This window comes from Agrococcus sp. KRD186 (genome assembly GCF_017168255.1).
Lineage (GTDB): Bacteria > Actinomycetota > Actinomycetes > Actinomycetales > Microbacteriaceae > Agrococcus.
In genome coordinates this window covers 469,896-492,617 of record NZ_JABFAP010000001.1, presented here as the reverse complement: position 1 = coordinate 492,617, position 22,722 = coordinate 469,896, and the positions used below count along the sequence as shown (strand labels likewise).

Below are 22,722 nucleotides of genomic sequence, written 5' to 3'. Positions count from 1 at the left end.
TCATCGAGACGAACGACACCCTCGAGGTACGTTTCCGAGCCGAACCGAGCGATCGGCGCGCCGCGCCTGGCTGAGCGCGCCTGGCGCTGCGCGCTTGCGTTCCATTTTCGATTCAACCGTGCCGGAATCGTCACATGAAGGCGAAGTTCTCGGATACAAGATGAGCGCTCAGTCTCGTCGGGCCGCCATCAACGCGCTTCGCAGGGCGTCGAGCGCAAGCACCGCGAAGCATCTCGACGCAGCCACAGCCATCGTCAGCACCTGAGACCGCGGTGCCGGCTCGGCTCGGCTAATCGATGAGCTGATCGGCGAGCGCCGCCAGCGCGTCGCCGCCGGCGAGGTCGCCGGGCAGCAGGGGGATCTGCGTGATCGGGATGCCCTCCGCGGCAGCGCGCAGCACCGCGAGGTGCTCTTCCTCGCGCTCGCGGCGCTCGGCGAGCACCGGCCCCGCATCGCTCGGCGACCGCCGGTTCACGACGATCGCGGCCGGGGCGATGCCGAGCGCGTCGAGCTGGCGCACGACCTCGATCGACTCCGCGACCGGCAGCCGCTCGGCGATGCCCACGACGATGAACGAGGTCTGCTCGGGGTCGGTGATGCTGGTGCGCATGTGCGCGAAGCGATCGCGGCGCGCGATCAGGGTGCGCCGCAGCTCACTGTCGGCGGTCGGCTCGGGATCCTTCGTGCCGACGACGCTGCGCGCCGCGGCGGCGAATCGCTCCGAGCGGTCGCGGCTGGCCAGCAGCGTCTCGGTCCAGCCGGTCAGCTGCTGCGGCAGTGCCAGCAGGCGCAGGGTGTGCCCGGAGGGCGCGGTGTCGAAGATCACGAGATCGTGCGTGTCGGCGCTGCTCTCGATCAGCTGCGCGATGCGCTCGAGCACGGCCGACTCATGGCTGCCGGGCGCGGAACGCGCCTGATCCAGGTGATCCCGGGCCGACTGGTGCAGGCGATCGGGCAGCAGCCGCGTCATCGTGTCGGCGACCGTCGCGAAGTGCCGGTCGATCGTCGACTGCGGGTCGATCTCGACCGCATCGACGAAGCCGGCACCGGCCTCGTAGACGCGCGTGGACGCATCCGAGAGCCTGTGATCCCACGCCTCGCCGAGGCTGTGCGCCGGGTCGGTCGAGACCACCAGCACCCGAGCGCCGTCCCGCGCACGGGCCAGGGCAAGCGCGGCAGCGACCGAGGTCTTCCCGACCCCGCCCTTGCCGCCGACGAACAGGATGCGCCGTGAGCGCGCGAGGTCTAGCAGCATGCGACGTGATCCAGGGGTGAGTCGGGGATGCCGATGCGGCGGTGCCAGGCGTGGAAATCCTGCCAGACGGCGGGCATCAGCTCGGCGGAGTAGTACGCCGCGGGGTCGGGAACGCCGAGCGCCTCCCCCAGCACGACGATCATGAACAGGTCGTCCTCATCGCGCTTCTCGCGCAGGAAGGTGTCGCGGTACGGGCCGACGTAGAACTCGTGCAGTCCGTCGCGCAGCGCGGCCCAGCGCCGGGAGAACTCCCCCCGGCGCTGGGTCGCGATGCTGTGCTTCACGCGTCAGACGTTCTCACGGACGGCCGTGAGCTCGGCATCCTCGTCCTCAGGCTCGGGCGGGTCCTTGAGCGCCCGTCGCATCGCGCCGACCGCCTCGACGGCGACCCAGACGCTCGCCACGATGATGATGACGTCGAGCGCGAACAGCAGCCAGTCCTCGTTGCCGGGCGCGGTGAAGCTGAACAGCTGCTCGATCGCCGCCCAGAACGACAGCACGAACACCAGCACGAGCGGGATGATGGCGGGCCACGGATTGCGCCGCTTGCGGATGAGCATCACCGCGATGATCGACAGCGTCAGCGACGCCATGATCTGGTTCGTGGTGCCGAACAGCGGCCAGATGCGCAGGCCGCCCTCGCCGCCGAGCCCCTGCGAGAAGGTGAGGCCGAGGCCGACCACGACGACCACCAGTGTCGCCGGGATCTTCGTGATCTTGACCTTCACCGCGTCGCCGATCTCCTGCACGATGAAGCGCAGCAGTCGCATGCCGGTGTCCATCGTCGTGGCGGCGAACAGCACCGCCATGGTGGCGAGCACGGTGGCGCTGAGCGATGCAGGCAGGCCGAGGCCGTTCTCCATCAGCGCGCCGCCACCCTGGACGAACGCGGTGACGCCGCCCGCGCCGAACTCGCTGTAGATCTCATTCCATTCGCCGACCGACTGGATGCCGCCGATCACGGCGAGGATGGTGCCGAGCGAGAGCATGCCCTCGCCGACTGCGCCGAAGTAGCCGACGAAGCGGGCGTCGGTCTCCTTGTCGATCTGCTTCGAGCTCGTGCCCGAGGAGACCATGCCGTGGAAGCCGGAGATCGCGCCGCACGCGATGGTGACGAACAGCAGCGGCACCATGCTCGGCGTGCCCTCAGGCAGGTTGCCGTTGATCATCGGGGCGACGATGTCGGGCGGGTTGGCCGAGAAGAGCGCACCGATGAGCACTGCGCCGAAGAGCAGGATCAGGCCGATGAACAGCTGCACGCCGTTGATGTAGTCGCGCGGCTGCAGCAGCACCCACACCGGCAGCAGCGAGGCGATCGCGCCGTAGATGAACAGCGCCAGGATCCAGAACGTCGCCGGCGACATGCCGAGGAAGGACTCCGGCAGCACGACCGGCACGCTGTCGCCCAGCAGGATCAGGGCGTACAGCGCGATGACGCCGACCACCGTGACGGGGATCAGCGGCCACTTCATCCGGTAGACGGCGACGCCGACGAGCAGCGCGACGATGATCGCGCCCCAGGCGGGGATGACGGCGCTGGGCGTGCTGATGAGCAGGTTCTTGATGACGACCGCGAAGGCGGCGATCACCATGAGCAGCAGCAGGAAGATGACGACCAGGAAGAGGTTCGCGCCGCGCTTGCCGATGTAGCGGCCGGAGAGTGCGCCGATCGACTTGCCCTTGTTGCGCAGCGATGCCCACAGCGCCCCGAGGTCGTGCATGCCCGCGAAGAAGACGGTGCCGATCGTCACCCAGAGGAGCGCGGGGAGCCAGCCCCAGATGACGGCGATCGCGGGACCCACGATCGGGGCGGCGCCCGCGACCGAGGTGAAGTGGTGGCCCCAGAGGATGAACTTGTTCGTCGGCACGTAGTCGATGCCGTCGTTCAGCTCGTGCGCCGGGGTCTTGAAGCCGGCGTTCAGCCGGTAGACCCGCTTGGAGAGGTATTTCGAGTAGAAGATGTATCCGCCGGCGAACATCGCCAGGCCAATGATCATGAGCACAAGGGAACCCATTGAGCTCTCCCCTTTCGCGGCGTGCGCCAATGCATGTCGTGAGCGGCACCTGGTGGTGCTTCCTATGAATGAGCCTAGCCTGACTCAGCCGTCGCTCAGGATCTCCCACGCCCGCGTTCCAGTTTCAGCGCCTGCATCGCGTTCATCCGCAACCCGCCGCGCGCTGACGCGGCTGATCGCTCAGCCCACCGTCACCGCGATCGTGTGCCAGCCCTCGGCGCCGTCGGGGACGACGGGCACGCGCGCTCCGGACTGCACCGTGCCCGCCGCATCCGTCGCCCGCACCGCCAGCTGGTGCTCGCCCGGCGCCGCATCCCACTCGTAGACCCACTGCACCCAGGTGTCGCTCGAGATCGCGCTGGCGAGGCGCGCTGGCTGCCATGCGCCGTCGTCGACGCGCACCTCGACGCCAGCGATGCCGGTGTGCTGCGCCCACGCGACGCCCGCGACCGGGATGACTCCCGCATCCGCTCGCCTGCCGGACCCTGGCACATCGATGCGCGAGCCGATCTTCACCGGTCCGCGCTCCGCCCAGCCGCGATTCGTCCAGTAGGCGCTCTCACGCTCGAAGGTGGTGACCTGCAGCTCGGTCACCCACTTGGTGGCGGAGACGTAGCCGAAGAGGCCGGGCACGACCATCCGCACCGGGAAGCCGTGCTCGGGCGGCAGCGGCTCGCCGTTCATGCCGACGGCGAGCAGGCAGTCGCGATCCTCCTCGAGCAGGATCTCGAGCGGCGTGCTGGCCGTGAACCCGTCGACGCTGCGCGAGAGCACCATGTCGGCGCCCGCCTGCGGCCGCGCCCGTGCCAGCAGCTCGCGGATCGGGTAGCCGAGCCAGACGGCGTTGCCGATCAGGTCGCCGCCGACCTCGTTCGAGACGCACGCGAGCGTGATCGCCGTCTCGGTCAGCGGCAGCGCGAGCAGCTCGTCGAACGACAGCTCGACCTCCTGCTCGACCATGCCGGTCACCCGCAGACGCCACTCGGCCGGGTCGACGGCGGGTACGCGCAGCGCCGTGTCGATCCGGTAGAACGCGTCGTTCGGCGTGATCAGCGGCGACAGGCCTTCGATGTCGAGCGATGCGGCCGGCGGGATCGGCGGGGCGGGCGTCGCGGGCGCCGGCAGGGCGATCGCCTCGCGGACGGCATCGACGGCGACGCTCGCGGCGTTGGCCAGGCGCGAGCCGATGCCGACGACGACCGCGGCAGCAGCGGTGCCGCCGACCAGCACGAGGAAGCCGCGACGGCTGACGGCGGTTCCGGATGCGTGCAGTCCGGAATCCTCCGTGTCCCGTTCGGCGCGTGCCGACCAGGTGCGGAGCCGGCCGATGGCCATGCGCAGCAGCAGGCACGAGCCGATCGTCCCCAGGACGGCCGGCACCGCCCACAGCGCGCTCGCCTCTGCCCTGGTGGTGACCGCGAGCGTGCCGACGCCGCCGACGACCAGCAGGAGCACGGCGCCCCACGGCGGTGCGACGAGCTCGAGCACCCCCGCGCCGGCCGCGAGCGCCGCGACGAGCAGCGCAAGCACGATCAACAGGAACACCTTGTCGCCGGTGCCGAACAGCGCGATGACCGCGTCCTTGACGCCCGCCGGCGCGAGGTCGATGACCAGCGAGCCCACCGCGAGGAACGGGCTGGCTTGCGGTGCGACGATGAGCGCCGCCAGCTCGGCCAGGGCGAGCCCGGCGGCGGCGCTCGTCAACCCCGCGAGCATCGCCCAGAGCGACCTCCGCTGCACGGTCATGCTGTGATCGTACGCGCCGGTCCTCACCGGGCACGGCGCGAGGCCGCTCGCCGTGCTGCGCGACCGCATCCAACTGAAACCGATCGACCGTGAGGAGTTCCAGGGTCGGTCGTCATGCGATGCCGCCCGACGCCGGCGGCGACCCGGTGAACCGCGTCGGTACGCGGAAGCGTTCATAGCCGCTCAGATGGATCATATGGAACCCGCCGACTTCGTCGATCGGTAGCAAGTAGAAATTGCAGTCACCATCGATGACGAAGAAGTCATCGATCTCGTCAGGGCTGTAGGTCGTGCGGCCACCGCGGCTGGTGGACAGATACACCTTCCAGGTGTCACCAGTCCGCGTGCGAGTCGATTTCACCTGCACACGCCGGAGGTCCGTCCGCGCGTTCGTGAGCAAGTCGTAGCGACAGGGCTCGAGCGGCCACGATACGTCGTAGCCGGAGAGCGTGAACCACGCCGCAGCGAGCATCGGCGCGGCGCGGCTCAGGTTGCCGATCATCGGCTCCGGCGGCGTGCGTTCGGCAGTCTCCCACTCCGACAGGTGAGCAGTATCCAGGCCAAGGCGAAGCGCATGGCCCTTCATGCGGGCCAGCTCGGAAGCGCTGTCACCGGAGAGCCCGGCTGCAACGTCTCTCCACGTGCTTCCAGAGGCAATCGCAGCTGCCAACTGCGCTTTGCTCCACCGCTGTTGCGACTCGAAGTGCGAGTACTCGATGCCGAGCAGGTCAGCACGTGCCCGGATCGATCGCATCGCACCGGCCGAAGTTCCCTGGAGCCCGAGCAGTCGAAGCGCTCCGCGCCATGAGCGGGCGTCACCGATCGCACGGTGGAGATCCTGATCGTTATAGCTGCGTTGACGAGACATAGGCGGACACTAGATCGTGCCGCAGACATCGATGGAGGACGACCCGCGAGTCGTGGCCTGCAGGACAGGCTTCCGAAACCACGAAGAAGTCCTGAGTCGCGACATCGTGTCAACGATGTCGCGACTCAGGACAACGGTCGGGCTGACAGGATTTGAACCTGCGACCCCATCACCCCCAGTGATGTGCGCTACCAAGCTGCGCCACAGCCCGTCGATCTCACGATCGAGTTGCCCGAAGGCAACCAAGAAAGACTACCGCATGTGGGGCGCGCCTCGGCACGCGCGGGGCGGGTCTCGATGCGCGGCCTTCGGCCGCTACTCGACCAGCAGCGGGGTCAGGAGCGCCGCCGCACGAAGTCGGCCAGGTCGGCCGACTGCGCGATGCGCGAGGGCTCGTGCACGTACATCATGTGGCCCGCCTCGTAGTAGCGGTGCTCGACGTTCTCGCGCAGCGCATCCGGGATCTGCAGGTGCGCGACCGACTCCTCCGCCGCCGAGAACGGGGTGGCGCCGTCGAACCAGCCGTAGGCGAAGTGCACCGCCAGGTGCGGGTTCTGCCGCATGGCGCGCGAGAGCTTGTCGATCACGAACACCGGCGCGTTCTCGAACTCCTTGTAGCTCCAATGCTCGTTGACGCCCAGGCCGAACACGTGGAAGGGCCCCGAGTCGCGCACCGCGAGCTCGTGGTGCAAGTAGTGCTGGTACGCGGCGGAGTACGGGCCGAGGATGGCGTCCATCGACGGATCGGCATCCATGTGCTCGGCGATGCCGCTCGCCGCTGGTCCCGTGAAGCGGGAGTCCAGCCGGCCGACCGTCAGCCTGCGGTCACGCAGCAGCTCGCCGAAGTAGCGCCAGTGCTCGATGCGCAGGTTGGCGCGGTCGACGTAGGCCTCGCTCAGGCCGGTCAGACGCGCGATCGTGCCCACCGCATCCGCCCGTTCGTCCTTCGTCAACCGGGCGCCGCGCCCCAGCACGTACGGGTAGTCGCGCGACGCGTAGGCACGGGCCTCGTCGACGACCTCCTCGAGCGAGCGCCCCTCGTGAAAGCCGTGCTGCCAGGCGGTCGCCCCGTAGAACGGCAGGTAGAGCGCGTGCGCGCGGTCGCCGCCGCGCTCGAAGTTGGCGGTCGAGAAGTCGAGCACGCTCGAGATGAGCAGCAGCCCGTTGAGGTACATGCCCAGCGACTCCTGCAGGTGCTGGGCGAGGCCGGCGGCGCGCGTCGTGCCGTACGACTCCCCCGCCAAGAACTTCGGGCTCAGCCAGCGCCCCTCGGCGCTCACCCACTGGCGGATGATCTCGGCCACCGACTCGATGTCAGCCGTGAAGCCGTGGAAGTCCTTTGCCTTCTGCCCCTCCACCGGCCGCGAGCGCCCCGTCGAGACCGGGTCGATGAAGACCAGGTCGCTCACCGTCAGCAGCGACTCGGGGTTGTCGGCGATCGCGTAGGGCGGCGGCGCGAGCTCGCCCGCATCGCCCATCACGACGCGCTTGGGGCCCAGCACACCCATGTGCAGCCAGACGCTCGCCGAGCCCGGCCCGCCGTTGAACGCGAACGTCACCGGGCGCGTCGTCGGGTCGGCGTCGTCGAGCGTGTACGCCGTGATGGCGACCTGCGCACGGGGCTTGCGGCCCTTGAAGACGTCGTCCTCCACCTTCTCCTCCCAGAGCACCACCCGGCCGGCGCGGGCCGTGTAGGCCAGCTCGCCATCGGGCGTGGCCAGCGTGTGGCGGGTGGTCACGAGCTCGTCGGTGACGGTCGGCGCTGCCTCGGCTGCGGTCGCTGGCTTGTCGGTCTCGGGCTTGGCGGCGTCATCACTCACGCGAGCGACCCTATCGAGCGGATGCGTAGGGTCGGGAGAGGCGGGACGCGATCTTGGAGGTCAGATGCAGGGTGCACTGCTGCAGCAGGTCGCGCGCGACGTCGCGGCGGCGCTGCCGGACGTCAGTCGCGGGCGGCCGTTCACGCCGCACCTCGAGGTGTGGAAGGTGCGCGGCAAGGTGTTCCTCATCGTCACGGAGGACGACCCGGAGTCGCAGATCATCACCGTGAAGGCCGACCCGCACCGAGCTCGCCGCGGGTGGCTCGCAGCCACCGCGCTGATGCAGCCGGCGGGTTCAGACCCGCTCGATCACCATCGCCGAGGCCATGCCGCCGCCCACGCACAGCGTGACGAGCGCCCGCTGCTGATCGCGCCGCTCGAGCTCGTCGAGCGCGGTGCCGATGAGCATCGCGCCGGTCGCGCCCAGCGGGTGCCCCATGGCGATCGCGCCGCCCGAGACGTTCGTGCGCTCCGGGTCGACGCCGGTCTCGCGCAGCCAGTGCAGCACGACGGATGCGAAGGCCTCGTTGATCTCGAACAGGTCGATGTCGTCCTGGCTCAGTCCCGCGCGGGCAAGCACGCGCTCGGTGGCGGCGACGGGCCCGGTGAGCATGAGCGTCGGGTCGGAGCCGACTGAGGTGGCGGCGACGATGCGCGCTCTGGGTGCGAGCCCCAGCGATTCCGCCGCGGCGCCGCTGCCGACCACCACGAGCCCCGCCCCGTCGACGATGCCGGAGGAGTTGCCGGCCGTGTGCACGTGCTGCAGCGAGCGGATCTCCGGGTGCTCGCGCCGCACGACGGCGTCGAAGCCGCTGGTGCCGAAGACCTCGAAGGCGGGCGCCAGCCCGGCCAGCGCCTCTGGCGTCGTGCCAGGGCGCATGTGCTCGTCGCGGTCGAGCAGCGGCACGCCGTCGGGCGTCGAGACCGGCACGATCGAGCGCTCGAAGCGGCCCTCGTCCCACGCGGCGGCGGCCCGCTGCTGCGACTGCAGCGCGTACGCGTCGACGTCCTCGCGCGAGAAGCCGTCCTTGGAAGCGATCGCGTCGGCGCTGACGCCCTGCGGGATGAGGCTCCAGGGCTTCAGGATCGTCGCATCGGTCGCGTAGGGGCCGCCGTCGGCGCCCAGCGGCACGCGCGACATCGACTCCACGCCGCCGGCGACGATCAGGTCGTCGAAGCCCGCGGCGATGCGGCCGGCGGCGGTCGTGACCGCCTCGAGGCCCGAGGCGCAGTAGCGGTTGACCTGCATGCCCGGCACGCTGTCGGGCAGGCCCGCGGCGTGCACGGCGGCGCGCGCGAGCACGCCGCCCTGCTCGCCCACCGCCGAGACCGTGCCGAGCACGACGTCGTCGATGCGCTCGGGCGCGACGCCGCGACCCTCGAGGGCTGCGAGCAGCCCGCCGGCGAGCTGCACCGGGTGCACCTCGGCGAGCGAGCCTCGTCGGCGGCCCCGCGGGGTGCGCAGCGCGTCGAGGATGAAGGCGTCAGCCATGGTGATCTCCCTGGTCGGTGGTCGGTGAATGGTGCAGCAGTCGAGCGCCGCCGATGCCGGTGAGCCTGCGCATCCTCACGGCTCCCGGATGGCGCGCTCGACGCGGGCGGTGAAGCGGGTGACGCGCTCGAGCAGCGCCTCGGCGCGCGCGGCGATGCGGTCGGAGGTGACCAGGTGCGGCGGGCCGGTGCGGATGATGTGCGAGCAGTCGAGCGCATCGCAGATGTAGGTGCCCATCGAGCTGCCGGTGTCGCCGTCGAGGCCGGCGAGCCGGGCGCTGAACATGCGCACCTGAGTTGCGGGCTGGGTCGAGTGGCACAGCGAGCACATCGCCGCGATGCCCGGGCGCAGACCGCCCGGCGCGCCCCGCACCACGACGCCGAGCAGCTCGTCGCCGCGCCAGTGCACCAGGTAGCCGAGCCGGCTCGAGTGCGGATCGCGCCAGCCGAGGTACTCACGATCGCCCCACATGGTCTCGTGCAGCCCCGGCATCGGCAGCTGCTCGAGCTCGCGCCGCGTCGCGTTCACGAAGCAGCTCCGCAGCTCGCTCTCGGTCACCTCGCGCATGTGCTCGACGCTATCGGATGCGTGTGCACGGCGAAGAGGGTTTGCCGCCGTCGGGCTTCCACCCAGGAGAGTCCCGACGGCGGCAAGTCTGTGTCAGGCCGGCAGCAGCTGCCGGGCCTTGGCCATCTGGTCGGCCATGTGCTCGATGACGCGGATCACCTGCGACGAGTAGCCGTACTCGTTGTCGTACCAGACGTAGAGCACCAGATGGCGGCCGGAGGCGATGGTCGCGAGACCGTCGACGATGCCGGCGCGGTTGTTGCCGACGAAGTCGGTCGAGACCACCTCGGCCGAGTCGGTGAAGTCGATCTGCGCCCGCAGCTCACCGGTCAGCGAGGTCTGGCGCAGCAGCTCGTTGACGGCGTCGCGGTCGACGCCCTGCTCGAGCGAGAGGTTGAGGATGGCCATCGAGACGTCGGGCGTGGGCACGCGGATGGCGTTGCCGGTCAGCTTGCCCTCGAGCTCCGGGAGCGCCTTGGCGACGGCCTTGGCGGCACCGGTCTCGGTGAGCACCATGTTGAGCGCCGCCGAGCGGCCGCGTCGCTGGCCCTTGTGGAAGTTGTCGATCAGGTTCTGGTCGTTCGTGTACGAGTGCACCGTCTCGACGTGGCCGTGCTCGATGCCGTACGCATCGTTGATGACCTGCAGCACCGGCGTGATCGCATTCGTGGTGCACGATGCCGCGGTGACGATGGTGTCGGCGGGGTCGATCGTCTCGTGGTTGACGCCGAAGACGATGTTCTTGAGCGGGTTCTTGCCGGGCGCGGTCAGCACCACGCGCTCGACGCCCGGCCGGCCCAGGTGCTGCGCGAGGCCGTCCTCGTCGCGCCAGCGGCCGGTGTTGTCGACCACTATCGCGCGCTGGATGCCGTGCTGCGTGTAGTCGACCGTCGTCGGGTCGTCGGAGTAGATGACCTGGATGAGCGTGCCGTTGGCGAGGATCGTGTTCGCCTCGGTGTCGATGTCGATGGTGCCCTGGAAGGCGCCGTGCACCGAGTCGCGGCGCAGCAGGCTCGCGCGCTTCTCGAGGTCGTCCTCGCCGCCGCGGCGCACCACGATGGCGCGCAGCCGCAGGCCCAGGCCGCTGCCGGCGTGGCCGATGAGGATGCGGGCGAGCAGGCGCCCGATGCGCCCGAAGCCGTAGAGCACCACGTCGGTCGGCTCGTCCTGCGACCAGGAGGGCAGCTCGGCCAGCTGCTCTCGCACCCAGGCGTCGAAGCCCTCGGTCGGCGCATCGACGAGGATGCGGCCCAGGTCGAGCGAGATGCCGCGCAGCCCGAGCTCGTCGACGAGCCGCAGCACGGCCATCGAGTGCTCGATGCTGAGCACGTGCTCGCCGATGCGGCGGGCCCACTTGTGCGCCTTCATGATGTCGATCGGCGACTGGTTCACCAGCTTCTTGCCGTGCACGTGGGTGACGACGTCGCGCTCCCGGTACAGGCGGCCGATGATCGGCACGGCCAGCTCAGCGAGGGCGACGCGGTCGAGCCACGCCTGGTGGGCGCTGTCGACGGGCAGAGAAGAGGCGGTGGGCACGTCTTCACGATAGGCAAGCGGATGCGTCCACATCGGCCCGCAGGCACGTCAGGTTGCGTGCAACGTGACAGTGGCGAAAGTTCAGGGGAACTTTCGCCCGTTCGGCTCAGGAGACGTAGGCCTTGCCGAGCTTCCAGTAGCCGGTGAAGGTGATGCGGCGCTTGTCCATGCCGCGGTCGCGGACCAGGTGCCGCCGGGCGCCGGTCGCGAGCGCCTGCTCCCCCGCCGAGTACGCGTAGCCGAGGTCGTCGGCGATGCGCAGCCCTCGCAGCTCCTCGAGGGCCGCGTCGCCGGCGCGCGCGTCGCCGCGCTCGATCCAGCGCACGTCGACGCCCGCCGGCGCCGTCACCGGCTGGATGTCGTCGCGGTGACCGACCTCGATCATGGCGACCCCGCGCATCCGCTCGTCGAGCGATGCGCAGATGCCGGCGATCGCCGGCAGCGCCGACTCGTCGCCGACCATCAGCACCTCGCCGGCCTGGCCGTCGTCGTTGTAGAGCAGGCCCTCGTCGAGCAGCACCGCGCGCTCGCCGCGCTCGGCGCCCATCGCCCATGCGGCGCCGGGGCCCGGGTCCTCGTGGCAGACGAAGTCGATGTCGAGCTCGCCGGCCTCGAGCCGGAAGTCGCGCACCGTGTAGTTGCGGATCCAGGGGCGCTGCGAGGAGCGCATCGCGAGGTACTGCGGGAACCAGGTCGCCGGGCTGTTCGGGATGCGCAGCTCGTCCTGCCCGTCGCGGCGCATGAAGAAGCGGAACCACTGGTCGTAGCCCTGCGGCGTCATCGCCGAGACCTCGTCGCCGCCGAGCGTGACCCTGCGGATGTGCGGGGACAGCTGCTGGTTCTCGAGCACCTCGAGCTCGATGAACTTCGGTGCGACCGCCGCGACGCGCTCGGGACCCGCCATGTCTGCCTCCGGGTTCTGCAGTGGGTGTGCGCCTCCAAGTGAGGCAAGCCTTACCTGACCAATGTAGCAACCCGGAGCGCCCCAGCGCATCCGCGTACGCTGGAGCCAGCATGCAGCTCTCTCCCCCGCGCCGGTTCCTCGCGCTGTTCACCCTCGCGCTCGGCGGCTTCGGCATCGGCACCACCGAGTTCGCGACCATGGGCATCCTGCCGCTCGCGGGCGTCGACCTGGTGCCCGGCTTCGAGGCCGACCCCGCCGGCGGCATCGCGCACGCGGGCTGGATGATCACCGCCTACGCGCTCGGCGTCGTGGTGGGCGCGCCACTGGTGTCGATCTGGGCGGCGAAGCTGTCGCAGCGCACGCTCGTGCTGCTGCTCACCGCCGCGTTCACGATCGCGAACCTCGCGAGCGGCCTGATGCCGAGCTTCGAGCTCACGACCCTCGCCCGCTTCGTCGCCGGCATCCCGCACGGCGCCTACTTCGGCGTCGCCGCACTGCTGGCCGCCCGCATCATGGGCCCGGGCCGCCAGGGCGCGGGCGTCGCGCTGGCGCTGTCTGGCCTCACGATCGCCAACATCATCGGCGTGCCGCTGGGCACCTGGCTCGGCCAGGTCGCCGGCTGGCGCTGGACCTACGTGGCGGTCGCCGTCATCTTCCTCATCACGCTCGTGCTCGCGTGGCTGGTGCTGCCGCGCGTGCCGGGCGATCCCACCCGTGACGCCCGCAGCGAGCTGCGCGCGTTCCGCAAGCCGCAGCTGTGGCTGATGATCGCGGTCGGCTGCATCGGCTTCGGCGGCTTCTTCGCCGTCTACTCGTACGCCGCCGAGATCGTCACGCGGGTGGCGGAGCTGCCGCCGTCGGCGATCGCATGGCTGCTGGCGACCATCGGCGTGGGCATGACTATCGGCAACATCATCGGCGGCTGGGCAGCCGACCGCAGCATGCGGCGCACCATCATCATCACCTTCCCCGTGCTGATCGGCTCGCTCGCGCTGTTCGCGATGCTCGGCTGGCAGCCGGTGGCGATGTTCGCGCTCGCGTTCATGATCGGCGGCGCCGGCTCAGTGCTCAACCCGACGATCCAGGCGCGCATCATGCGCATCGCCGGCGACGCGGCGCTGCTGGGCGCCGCCACCAACCACGCCGCCTTCAATGTCGGCAACGCCCTCGGCGCCGCCCTGGGCGGTGCCGTCATCGCGGCGGGCCTCGGCTACCTGGCGCCCGCCTGGCTGGGCGTCGGCCTCGCGAGCGCCGGCTTCCTGCTGGCGCTGTGGAGCCTCGCGATCGACCGCGGGGCGCCCGACACCGCCGCGCACACGGTCGTCGCGACCGTGCTCGGCCCCACCACCGCGGGCATCGAGGTGATCCACCATGAACGACCTTGAGCAGCAGCGCACGTCTGCGCCGGGCACCACGCTGGCATCGGCCGAGCAGGACGCCGCGCAGGATGCCGCGCTGGCCAGCGGTGACTGGGCGACGGTGCTCTGGGACGACCCCGTCACGCTGCGGCCCTACGTCGTGCGCATCCTCATGCGCCGCTTCGGCCACAGCGCCGCCCGCGCCGACGAGCTCACCGCGCAGGCCGAGCGCGAGGGCCGCGCCGTCGTCGCCCAGGGCGCGCGCGAGGAGCAGGAGATGCACGTGGCCGGCCTGCACGCCGACGGCCTGGTCGCGACGCTCGAACGGATGCCCGGGGGCGCCCAGTGAAGGCCGCCCGGTGACGGCGCCCAGCGAATGCAGCCCGATGCAGGCCGCGCTGTGAAGGCCTGGCGCCGCGACGGCGACGGCGCGGTCTGCGCGATGCTGCCGGAGGAGGCCGACATGCTGGCCAACCTCGGCAGGCAGGTGCTCGGCCTGCACCGCGCCGTCGTCGACGGCCGGGCGATCCTCGACGACCCCGTGATGCAGCGCCTCTACCCGAGCGCATACGAGGGCGACAACGACGCGGCCGAATTCCGCCGACTGGCCACGTCCGACATCGCCGCCGACCGCATCCGCACCATGGCCCGCATGGTCGCCGATCTCGAGACGGCGCTGCCGGCCGAGGGCGACGAGCGCGAGGCGGCCGAGCTGCAGCTGGCCGTCGACGCCGAGGGGGCGGATGCGTGGCTGCGGTCGCTCGGCGAGGTGCGGTTGGTGCTGCACGTGCGCACCGGGCAGGACAGGGGCGAGCTCACCCCCGGCGTCACCGACGAGGACATCGCGCAGCTGCAGGACGTGGTCAGCTGGCTCGGCTTCGCGCAGCAGACGCTGCTGGAGGCGCTCGAGTGAGCCGCCCGGGCTGAGCCGGGCTCGCGGACAGACGCCGCCCGCCGGCGGTGGAAGAATCGCAGCATGAGGTTCCTGTCGATCCAGTCGCACGTCGCCTACGGGCACGTGGGCAACTCCGCCGCCGTCTTCCCGCTGCAGCGCATCGGGCACGAGGTGTGGCCGGTGCTCACGGTCAACTTCTCGAACCACACCGGCTACGGCGCATGGGGCGGGCCGGCCATCCCGGCCGACGACGTGCGCGCCGTCGTCGCGGGCATCGAGGATCGCGGCGTGCTCGGCACGCTCGACGGCGTCCTCTCGGGCTATCTCGGCGGCGAGGAGATCGTCGATGTGGTGGTGGATGCGGTGGGTCGCGTCAAGGCCGCGAACCCAGGTGCGTCATTCACGTGCGACCCCGTGATGGGCAATGCGAACTCCGGCTGCTTCGTCGCACCGACCATCCCCCCGCTGATCCGCGAGAAGGTCGTGCCGGTGGCCGACATCATCACCCCGAACCAGTTCGAGCTCGGCTTCATGACCCACACGGAGCCGGACACGCTGGCGTCGACGCTCGAGTCGGCCGACCGGGCCCGCGACCTCGGCCCGCGCACGGTGCTCGTGACGAGCGTGCTGCGGCCCGATCGCGAGACGCTGCCGGACGGCGAGGGCGGCACCATCGGCACGATCGAGATGCTCGCCGTCGACGACGCGGGCGCCTGGATCGTGCAGACGCCGCACCTGCCGTTCAAGGCGAACGGCTCCGGCGATGTCACCAGCGCGCTGTTCACCGCCCACTACCGCGAGACCGGGTCGGCCGCGACCGCGCTGGAGCGCACCGCCTCGAGCGTGTTCGACCTGCTGCAGGCGACGATCGACTCGGGCGAGCGCGAGCTGCGCATCGTGCAGGCGCAGGACGCGTTCGCGAACCCGCGCATGCAGTTCGCGTCACGCCAGGTGCGCTGAGCCCGCGCGCAGGTATAGGGCGATTCGCTCTTGCCGGGGTTCCGCAGCTGGTAGGCATTTTCGGCCGCTCGGCGGTGGCTGATTCGCGTGATTCCGCGGTTCTTGGCGTCGACGAGCGGCAGATTCTGTAGGCACACGACTGTCGGAGTGTCGGACTGGGTCGTCAAACACCGGGCACGGATCCTCGCCGCGATCGAGCACAACCTCTCCAACGGCCTCATCGAGTCGACCAACACCAAGATCCGACTCATCACCCGGATGGCATACGGCTTCAAATCACCCGAAGCACTGATCGCCCTCGCCCTGCTCAACCTCGGCGGCCACCGCCCCACCCTCCCAGGCCGAAACTGACCCACAGGTACGTCAGGAGAGCCAACAATCCTGGTCGTCTTCATGCGTCGAACCTAGCCCGATCACAGCCGCCGAAACTGGGCGAAGGCTGGAAGCCGTCCGACAGCCGGGGCCGGATGAGGGCGCCGGATCGCGCGGCACTGTCAGCGGAAGCGCGGACCCCGTGCGCGCGTGCGCTCGATCGCGATGCGGACGGTCGCGCCGCCGAAGCCGCGGCGCTGGAGCCAGCCCGAGAGCCGGCGCTCTGCCGTCTCGTCGTCGAGGCTGCCGAGCCGGCGACGCCGCTCCGCAGCCGCGTCGATGGCGCGCTGCAGCTCGTCGTCCTGGTCGGCGCGCTCGAGGACGGCGGGGTCGAGGCCGCGCTTGCGCAGCTCCGCGGCTATGCCGCGCTCCCCCAGGTGCTTGCGCTCGCGCAGCCGCTCGGCGAGGTCCTCGGCCAGCTGCGCGTCGTCGACGAGGCCCTCGGACTCGAGCCGCTCGAGCACCGCCTCCCGCACCTCGGGAGCGACGTCGCGGCGCTCGAGGGTGCGGTCGAGCTCCTGCCGGCTCGCCGCCCGTCTGCCGAGCGCGCGCAGCGCGATGGAGCGCGCAGCCTCCTCATCGACCGGCTCCGGCTCGACGGCTGCCTCGGGATCGGCCTCGATCACGTGATCGTCGGCGGCGCGGGCGCGCCGGGAACCGCTGCTCCGCACTCCCGGCGGCGGCGCCCAGGCCTCTGCCGGGTCGTCCTCGCGAGAGGCGACCCAGGCGGAGAGCTGCGTGACGCCGGCCAGCCGGCTCTGCTCGCTCACGCTCCCTGGCGCTCCTGGCGGCGCGCGTCGAGCGACTCGACGGCGGCCGGCTCAGCGGCGACGGCCTTGCCGGCGCCGATGCCGAGCTTCTGCAGGATCTGCAGCTCGATCTTGGCGGCCAGGTCGGGGTTGTCGATCAGGAACTGCCGAGCCTTCTCCTTGCCCTGGCCGAGCTGGTCGCCGTCGTAGGTGTACCAGGCGCCCGACTTGCGCACGATGCTGTGCTCGACCCCGAAGTCGATCAGGCTGCCCTCGCGGGAGATGCCGACGCCGTAGAGGATGTCGAACTCCGCCTGCTTGAAGGGCGGTGCCATCTTGTTCTTCACGACCTTGACGCGGGTGCGGTTGCCGACCGCGTCGGTGCCGTCCTTCAGCGTCTCGATGCGGCGGATGTCGAGGCGCACCGAGGCGTAGAACTTCAGCGCCTTGCCACCGGCGGTGGTCTCGGGGCTGCCGAAGAACACGCCGATCTTCTCGCGCAGCTGGTTGATGAAGATCATGGTGGTCTGCGTCTGGCTCAGGCCGCCGGTGAGCTTGCGCAGCGCCTGCGACATGAGGCGCGCCTGCAGGCCGACGTGGCTGTCGCCCATCTCGCCCTCGATCTCGGCGCGCGGCACGAGCGCGGCGACGGAGTCGATGACGATCAGGTCGATCGAGCCCGAGCGCACGAGCATGTCGGCGATCTCGAGCGCCTGCTCGCCCGTGTCGGGCTGCGAGACCAGCAGCGCGTCGATGTCGACGCCGAGCTTCTTCGCGTACTCCGGGTCGAGCGCGTGCTCGGCGTCGATGAACGCGGCGATGCCGCCGTTGCGCTGCGCGTTCGCGATGGCGTGCAGCGTCAGCGTGGTCTTGCCGGAGGACTCCGGGCCGTAGATCTCGATGATGCGGCCGCGCGGGAGCCCGCCGACGCCGAGTGCGACGTCGAGGGCGATGGAGCCGGTCGGGATGGTGGCGACGGGCGCGCGCTCGTCGCTGCCGAGGCGCATCACCGACCCCTTGCCGAACTGACGGTCGATCTGCGCGAGCGCCGCCTCGAGCGACTTGTCGCGGTCTGCAGGTGTGGGCATTGCTGGCCTTCCGTTCGCAGTGCTTGGCTGATGTGCGCTCACGGTACGACGGGCCGCTGACATGCGTGCGACCCGCACTGCCGCCTGTGGAAAGCGGACCTCTCGCGTGCGCTCAGCCTACGCGCTGATCGAACCTATCTTCGAACGCCGGATCGGCGTGTCGCCGGTTGGCTCAGCGCTGCGGCTCGCGCAGGCCCCGGCCGTGCCGCCGCTCGGCGGGCACGTCCTTGGCGTCGCAGATCGCCGACCACACCTGCCGCGCCGGCACGCCGGCTGCGAGCGCCTCGGCGCCGGTGCGGCCGCCGAGGCTCCTCAGCGTCAGGTCGGTCATCAGCACCGACCCGAGCGCGCCGAACTCCTCCGAGATCGCGATCTGCAGCTCGCTCGTGCGCATCCCCCGATGCCTCTAGTGCACCGCGGCGTCGAACTCGGCCACCATGTCGGCCGGCAGCGTGTCCGGCACGGGCGAGGTGAGCGAGTCGAACTCGCCGAAGCTCAGGCCCTCGAGCACTGCGAGACGGTCCCCCACCTCTCGCAGCACGCTCGACAGCGGCACGTCGAGCGCGTCCGCGACCGACGCGAGGATCTCGCTCGAGGCCTCCTTCTGGCCGCGCTCCACCTCGCTCAGGTAGCCGAGCGCCACCGAGGCGCGCGAGGCGACCTGACGCAGCGTCCTGCCCTGGCGCAGCCGCGTGTCGCGCAGCACATCGCCGATCTCCTGTCGAACCAGCACCATGGTCTCCCCCTTCACCCTGGTCGGATGTATCAGCCTAGTCGCAGCTCGTCTGCGTTCTGCCGAGTTGTCCACGAAGTTGATAACACCACTGTCACATCTTGCATTCCACGCCGGCCCTGGTCACGGTGTGGATTCGCTGTGGATCCGCAGGTCCGTGCGGTCGAGCGCGGCATCGAGCGCCTGCAGCGCAGCGCGCAGCGCGGCGTGCCGCACGACCTCCCGGTCGCCCGTCTCCAGATGCGATGACGACTGGGCGACCCGGCCGTGCACGGTGTCGATCTCCACCCCGATGTGGAACTCCCCCGGCGGATGCCCGTCCTGCGCCCCCGGCCCCGCGACACCGGTGGTGGCGACGCCGATCGTGCAGGCCGAGCGGTCGAGCGCGGCCAGCTGCCGCACGCCGCGCGCCATCGCGATCGCCACGTCCGGGTCGACGGGGCCGCGCTCGCCCAGCAGCGCCGCCGGCACCCGCAGCACCTCGTGCTTCATCTCGGTGGCGTAGGCGACCACGCCCAGTCGCAGCACCGCGGACGCGCCCGGCGTGCGCACCAGCGTCTCGGCGACCAGCCCTCCGGTGAGCGACTCCGCGACCGCGATCGTCACGCCGCGCGCCGCGGCGCGGGCGAGGATCGAGCCGGCCAGCTCGAGGTCGGCATCCTGCGCGCCCGCGCCGAGTCGCGCATCCGTCATCGTGCCCTCACCGCATGCACCACGAACTCGAGCCCGGAGTAGATCGTGAGCGCCACCGCGATCGTCATGGTGACGACGCAGATCCAGACGCCCGGCTCCCCCAGCCACGCCTGCAGCGGCAGGAGGGCGAGCGGCAGCGCGATCGCCTGCGCCATGGTCTTCGCCTTGCCGGCCCAGTCGGCCGCGATCACCGTGCGCGAGGAGACCACCAGCCGGTAGACGGTGATGCCCCACTCGCGCAGCAGCACAACAGCCGTGATCCACCAGGGCAGCTCACCCAGGATGGACAGCACGACGAAGGCGCTGCCGGTAATGGCCTTGTCGGCGATCGGGTCGATGAGCTTGCCGAAGTCGGTGACCAGGTTGCGGCCGCGCGCGATCTTCCCGTCGACGAAGTCGGTGGCGATCAGCACCGCGAACAGCAGCGCGCCGAGGGTGCGGGCGAGGCCGGCATCGGGATTCGTGAGCGCCACCGCGATGAACACCGGCGTCAGCAGGATGCGCACCACCGAGATCAGGTTCGGCACGCTCGCCACGCTCGCCGGCGTGTCGCCGCGACGCCAGACGCGCCCGCGCCACGGGCTCAAGATCCCCATGAGTGCAGGCTACCCAGTCGCGGCTGGTCGTCGTCCCAAGTCGGGCTCGGTCGCGACCGGGCTCAGTCGCGACCGGTCAGCGACCAGGCGTCCTCATCGTCGTCGCCGTCGGCCTCGACGACCTCGAGCCCGTCGCGATTCGCCTCGTCGAAGGGGTCGCTGTAGCGGTCGTCGGTCTCGACCCAGGCGCCGCTATCGTCGGCGTACGGGTCGGTGCTGGCGGATGCGTCGGTGTCGGCGGGTGCGTCGGGCTCGGCCGGCGAGGACGCGGGCGCGGGCGCGGACTGCGCCGGCGCCGACGGGGCGGGCGCCTGCTGCGGCGCCGGTGCCGGGGCCGAGGGGGCTGCCGAGGGCCCGGCGCCGCGCAGCTCTGCCAGCACGGCGGCAAGGCCGTCCGGCGGCACGAGCACGTCGCGGGCCTTCGAGCCCTCGGAGGGGCCGACGATCTCGCGCGACTCCATCAGGTCCATCAGGCGGCCCGCCTTGGCGAAGCCGACCCGCAGCTTGCGCTGCAGCATCGATGTGGAGCCGAACTGGGTGGAGATGACGAGCTCTGCCGCGGCGCACAGGTCTTCGAGGTCATCGCCGATGTCGGCGTCGATCTCACGCTTCTCGGCGACCTCTGCGACGTCGTCGCGGTACTCGGGCCGCGCCTGGCCGGTGACGTGCTGCACCACCCGCTGGATCTCGGCCTCCTCGACCCAGGCGCCCTGCACGCGCATGGCCTTGTTGGCGCCCATGGGCAGGAAGAGCCCGTCGCCCTGGCCGATCAGCTTGTCGGCACCGGGCTGGTCGAGGATGACCCGCGAGTCGGTCACCGAGGACACCGCGAACGCGAAGCGGCTCGGCACGTTCGCCTTGATGAGGCCCGTGACGACGTCGACCGAGGGCCGCTGGGTGGCGAGCACCAGGTGGATGCCGGCGGCGCGCGCGAGCTGGGTGATGCGCACGATCGAATCCTCGACGTCGCGCGGGGCGACCATCATCAGGTCGGCGAGCTCGTCGACCACGACCAGCAGGTAGGGGTAGGCCTTCAGCGTGCGCTGGCTGCCGGCGGGCAGCACGATCTCGTTCGCGCGCACCGCCGCGTTGAAGTCGTCGATGTGCTTGTAGCCGAACGACGCGAGGTCGTCGTAGCGCATGTCCATCTCCTTCACGACCCACTGCAGCGCCTCCGCTGCCTTCTTCGGGTTCGTGATGATGGGAGTGATCAGGTGCGGCACGCCCTGGTAGGCGGTGAGCTCGACGCGCTTCGGGTCGACGAGCACCATCCGCACCTCGGCGGGCGTGGCGCGCATGAGCAGGCTCGTGATCATCGAGTTGACGAACGACGACTTGCCCGAGCCGGTGGAGCCCGCGACCAGCAGGTGCGGCATCTTCGCGAGGTTGGCGACCACGTAGCCGCCCTCGACGTCCTTGCCGATGCCGATCGTCATCGGATGCTTCGAGTCGGCGGATGCGCGCGAGCGCAGCACGTCGCCGAGCTTGACCGTCTCGCGGTCGGGGTTCGGGATCTCGATGCCGATCGCGCTCTTGCCGGGGATGGGCGAGAGGATGCGCACCTCGTTGGAGGCCACCGCGTAGGAGAGGTTCTTCGACAGCGCGGTGACGCGCTCCACCTTCACGCCCGGCGCGACCTCGACCTCGTAGCGCGTGACGGTCGGGCCGCGCGAGAATCCCGTCACCTTGGCATCGACGTTGAACGACGAGAGCACCTGCGTGATCGCGGCGACGATGTCGTCGTTGGCCTGCGAGCGCGCCTTGGGCGGATCGCCCTGGCCGAGCGAGGCGATCGACGGCAGCCGGTAGGGGCGCTCGCGCACGGGTGCGGGGGCGGATGCGGTGGCCTGCGCCGCGCCGTCGGCCGCCGGCACCTCGCCGGCGATCTCACCCGTGTGCTTGCGCATCGCCTCCTCGGCGTGCTCGAGGTCGGCGAGCACCGAGGTGGCGTAGTGCTCGTGTTCGTCCTCGCCGGGGCCGGCCGGCAGCGGCTCGACCGGAGCCGCGGGGACGCGGCCGACCTTGGTGGTCGGCTGATCCCGGTCGATCACCACGGGGCTGTCGTAGGCCTGCTCGTGGTCGAGCGCGTCGAAGCCCAGGTCGTCGATGCCGCCGTCCTCGTAGGGCGGGTCGACCTCGCGACCGGTGGCGTTGCGGCGCCAGAAGGGCAGCGAATCGGCGCCCTCGACGGGCTCCTCGTCGGCGGCCTCCCCCTTCGCGAGCTCCTTCGCCTCCTTGCGCGCGCGCCGCGCCTGTTCGCGCTCCTCCGCGCTCGATGTGTCGACGCCGAAGAGGTAGCCGTACAGGTCGGTCAGCCGCTCCGGGATGCGGTTCGGGGCGGTGCGGGTGATCACCAGCACCGCGAGCAGGGCGACGAGCCCTGCGACGATGCCCGCGCCGATCGGCGTCAGCAGGGCGGCGAGCGGCGCCGAGGCGACCCAGCCCAGGATGCCGCCCGCGTTCGCCAGCGCAGGCATGCCCTGCGACGCATCCGGCATGCCTGTGATGACGTGGCAGAGGCCGGCGACCGAGATGAGCAGCAGCGCCAGGCCGACGCCGACCCGACCGTTGTCGCTGACGGAGGCGGGGTGGCGGAACATCCACAGCGCGAGCAGCACGAACACCACCGGCAGCGCGATCGCCACCTGGCCGAAGAGGCCGCCGAAGGTGTACGCCGAGATCGCCTGCGCGACCGGGTTGGCGGGCAGGATCCACTCGACGATCGCGCCGAAGACGGCGAGGATGGTGAGGAAGAAGGGCACGCCGTCGCGGCGCTCGTCCTTCGCGAGCGACTCGCGGCCGAACACGCGGGCCGCGCCACCGGTGGCGTGCGCGAGGCCCATCCAGGCGCGCAGGCCGATGCCGGGGCCGTCGTCCTCGAACACGGGCTGCGCCTTCGCGGCGCGGGTCTGCCGCTGCACCTTGGTGGTGGCGCCGGTGGTGGTGGCGCCGGTCGAGGCACCGCCCGACGAGGCCTTCGCACGGCTCTTGGGCGCGGTCTTGGGCGCCGTGGGGCGCGTCGGCGTGGGTCTCGACATGCGCACACCCTAATTCGTGCCGCCGACACGCGGCCGG

21 protein-coding genes, 1 tRNA gene and 2 pseudogenes are annotated in these 22,722 nt (G+C 70.9%); 6 read left to right on the top strand and 18 right to left on the bottom strand.

From position 1 onward, the window contains the following. Positions 1–289: 289 nt before the first annotated feature. The 7 genes from J1M46_RS02490 to J1M46_RS02460 form a co-directional block, all read right to left on the bottom strand. Positions 290–1,255 (bottom strand): ArsA family ATPase, encoded by a 966-nt coding sequence (locus tag J1M46_RS02490; protein ID WP_206446380.1) that lies wholly within the window; start codon positions 1,253–1,255, stop codon positions 290–292. Further along, on the bottom strand, positions 1,246–1,539 hold the full coding sequence (locus J1M46_RS02485) for a cory-CC-star protein (RefSeq protein ID WP_342384234.1): 294 nt from the start codon (positions 1,537–1,539) through the stop codon (positions 1,246–1,248). Before J1M46_RS02485 ends, J1M46_RS02490 begins: the two co-directional genes overlap by 10 nt. A gap of 3 nt (positions 1,540–1,542) precedes the next feature. Then, positions 1,543–3,270, bottom strand: coding sequence for a carbon starvation CstA family protein (locus tag J1M46_RS02480; protein WP_206446379.1), 1,728 nt, complete (start codon positions 3,268–3,270; stop codon positions 1,543–1,545). A 180-nt stretch (positions 3,271–3,450) separates the two neighbouring features. Then, positions 3,451–5,016, bottom strand: a complete 1,566-nt coding sequence (locus J1M46_RS02475; protein WP_206446378.1) for a molybdopterin-dependent oxidoreductase — start codon at positions 5,014–5,016, stop codon at positions 3,451–3,453. A gap of 112 nt (positions 5,017–5,128) precedes the next feature. Continuing rightward, entirely contained in the window at positions 5,129–5,884 is a 756-nt protein-coding gene (locus J1M46_RS02470) for a group I intron-associated PD-(D/E)XK endonuclease (protein ID WP_206446377.1), read from the bottom strand. A gap of 137 nt (positions 5,885–6,021) precedes the next feature. Beyond that, positions 6,022–6,095 (bottom strand) — tRNA-Pro (locus J1M46_RS02465). 124 nt (positions 6,096–6,219) lie between these two features. Beyond that, positions 6,220–7,704, bottom strand: coding sequence for a S10 family serine carboxypeptidase-like protein (locus J1M46_RS02460; protein ID WP_206446376.1), 1,485 nt, complete (start codon positions 7,702–7,704; stop codon positions 6,220–6,222). Between the two features lie 64 nt (positions 7,705–7,768). On the opposite strand from J1M46_RS02460, the pseudogene J1M46_RS15890 reads away from it, so the two are divergent. Next, positions 7,769–7,945 (top strand): annotated as a pseudogene (locus J1M46_RS15890) (MmcQ/YjbR family DNA-binding protein); the annotation flags it as partial. A 54-nt stretch (positions 7,946–7,999) separates the two neighbouring features. Here J1M46_RS15890 and J1M46_RS02455 read toward each other — a convergent pair. The 4 genes from J1M46_RS02455 to J1M46_RS02440 all read right to left on the bottom strand — a co-directional run bounded on the left by J1M46_RS02455 (position 8,000) and on the right by J1M46_RS02440 (position 12,203). Continuing rightward, entirely contained in the window at positions 8,000–9,196 is a 1,197-nt protein-coding gene (locus J1M46_RS02455) for an acetyl-CoA C-acetyltransferase (RefSeq protein WP_206446375.1), read from the bottom strand. Positions 9,197–9,271: 75 nt separating this feature from the next. Further along, positions 9,272–9,763 (bottom strand): FBP domain-containing protein, encoded by a 492-nt coding sequence (locus tag J1M46_RS02450; protein ID WP_206446374.1) that lies wholly within the window; start codon positions 9,761–9,763, stop codon positions 9,272–9,274. Positions 9,764–9,856: 93 nt separating this feature from the next. Next, entirely contained in the window at positions 9,857–11,332 is a 1,476-nt protein-coding gene (locus tag J1M46_RS02445) for a glyceraldehyde-3-phosphate dehydrogenase (RefSeq protein ID WP_206446373.1), read from the bottom strand. Between the two features lie 73 nt (positions 11,333–11,405). After that, entirely contained in the window at positions 11,406–12,203 is a 798-nt protein-coding gene (locus tag J1M46_RS02440) for a siderophore-interacting protein (RefSeq protein ID WP_206446372.1), read from the bottom strand. 110 nt (positions 12,204–12,313) lie between these two features. Here J1M46_RS02440 and J1M46_RS02435 point away from each other — a divergent pair, with 110 nt between their 5' ends. The 5 genes and pseudogenes from J1M46_RS02435 to J1M46_RS02415 form a co-directional block, all read left to right on the top strand. Further along, positions 12,314–13,588 (top strand): MFS transporter, encoded by a 1,275-nt coding sequence (locus J1M46_RS02435; RefSeq protein ID WP_206446371.1) that lies wholly within the window; start codon positions 12,314–12,316, stop codon positions 13,586–13,588. Then, positions 13,575–13,910, top strand: coding sequence for an ATP-dependent Clp protease adaptor ClpS (locus tag J1M46_RS02430; protein ID WP_206446370.1), 336 nt, complete (start codon positions 13,575–13,577; stop codon positions 13,908–13,910). Before J1M46_RS02435 ends, J1M46_RS02430 begins: the two co-directional genes overlap by 14 nt. A 27-nt stretch (positions 13,911–13,937) precedes the next feature. After that, the gene (locus tag J1M46_RS02425) at positions 13,938–14,474 is read left to right on the top strand and encodes a DUF2017 family protein (protein WP_206446369.1); all 537 of its coding nucleotides are present in this window, start codon (positions 13,938–13,940) and stop codon (positions 14,472–14,474) included. A 63-nt stretch (positions 14,475–14,537) separates the two neighbouring features. After that, a complete protein-coding gene (pdxY, locus tag J1M46_RS02420; RefSeq protein ID WP_206446368.1) occupies positions 14,538–15,416 on the top strand; it encodes a pyridoxal kinase PdxY in 879 nt (292 codons plus the stop codon). Between the two features lie 159 nt (positions 15,417–15,575). Further along, positions 15,576–15,767, top strand: a pseudogene (locus tag J1M46_RS02415) (transposase); the annotation flags it as partial. A gap of 143 nt (positions 15,768–15,910) precedes the next feature. On the opposite strand, the gene J1M46_RS02410 reads toward J1M46_RS02415, so the two are convergent. From J1M46_RS02410 to J1M46_RS02380, 7 genes are all read right to left on the bottom strand, one after another. After that, the gene (locus J1M46_RS02410) at positions 15,911–16,558 is read right to left on the bottom strand and encodes a RecX family transcriptional regulator (RefSeq protein ID WP_206446367.1); all 648 of its coding nucleotides are present in this window, start codon (positions 16,556–16,558) and stop codon (positions 15,911–15,913) included. After that, entirely contained in the window at positions 16,555–17,625 is a 1,071-nt protein-coding gene (gene recA / locus J1M46_RS02405; protein ID WP_206446366.1) for a recombinase RecA, read from the bottom strand. Before recA ends, J1M46_RS02410 begins: the two co-directional genes overlap by 4 nt. Positions 17,626–17,797: 172 nt before the next feature. Then, complete coding sequence (locus J1M46_RS02400; RefSeq protein ID WP_206446365.1) at positions 17,798–18,019, bottom strand: DUF3046 domain-containing protein; 222 nt, start codon at positions 18,017–18,019, stop codon at positions 17,798–17,800. A 12-nt stretch (positions 18,020–18,031) separates the two neighbouring features. Then, the gene (locus J1M46_RS02395; RefSeq protein ID WP_092914849.1) at positions 18,032–18,361 is read right to left on the bottom strand and encodes a helix-turn-helix domain-containing protein; all 330 of its coding nucleotides are present in this window, start codon (positions 18,359–18,361) and stop codon (positions 18,032–18,034) included. 120 nt (positions 18,362–18,481) lie between these two features. Further along, entirely contained in the window at positions 18,482–19,051 is a 570-nt protein-coding gene (locus tag J1M46_RS02390; protein WP_206446364.1) for a CinA family protein, read from the bottom strand. After that, the gene (pgsA, locus tag J1M46_RS02385) at positions 19,048–19,647 is read right to left on the bottom strand and encodes a CDP-diacylglycerol--glycerol-3-phosphate 3-phosphatidyltransferase (protein ID WP_206446363.1); all 600 of its coding nucleotides are present in this window, start codon (positions 19,645–19,647) and stop codon (positions 19,048–19,050) included. Before pgsA ends, J1M46_RS02390 begins: the two co-directional genes overlap by 4 nt. Before the next feature lie 62 nt (positions 19,648–19,709). Then, complete coding sequence (locus J1M46_RS02380) at positions 19,710–22,685, bottom strand: FtsK/SpoIIIE family DNA translocase (RefSeq protein ID WP_206446362.1); 2,976 nt, start codon at positions 22,683–22,685, stop codon at positions 19,710–19,712. Between the last annotated feature and the right edge of the window lie 37 nt (positions 22,686–22,722).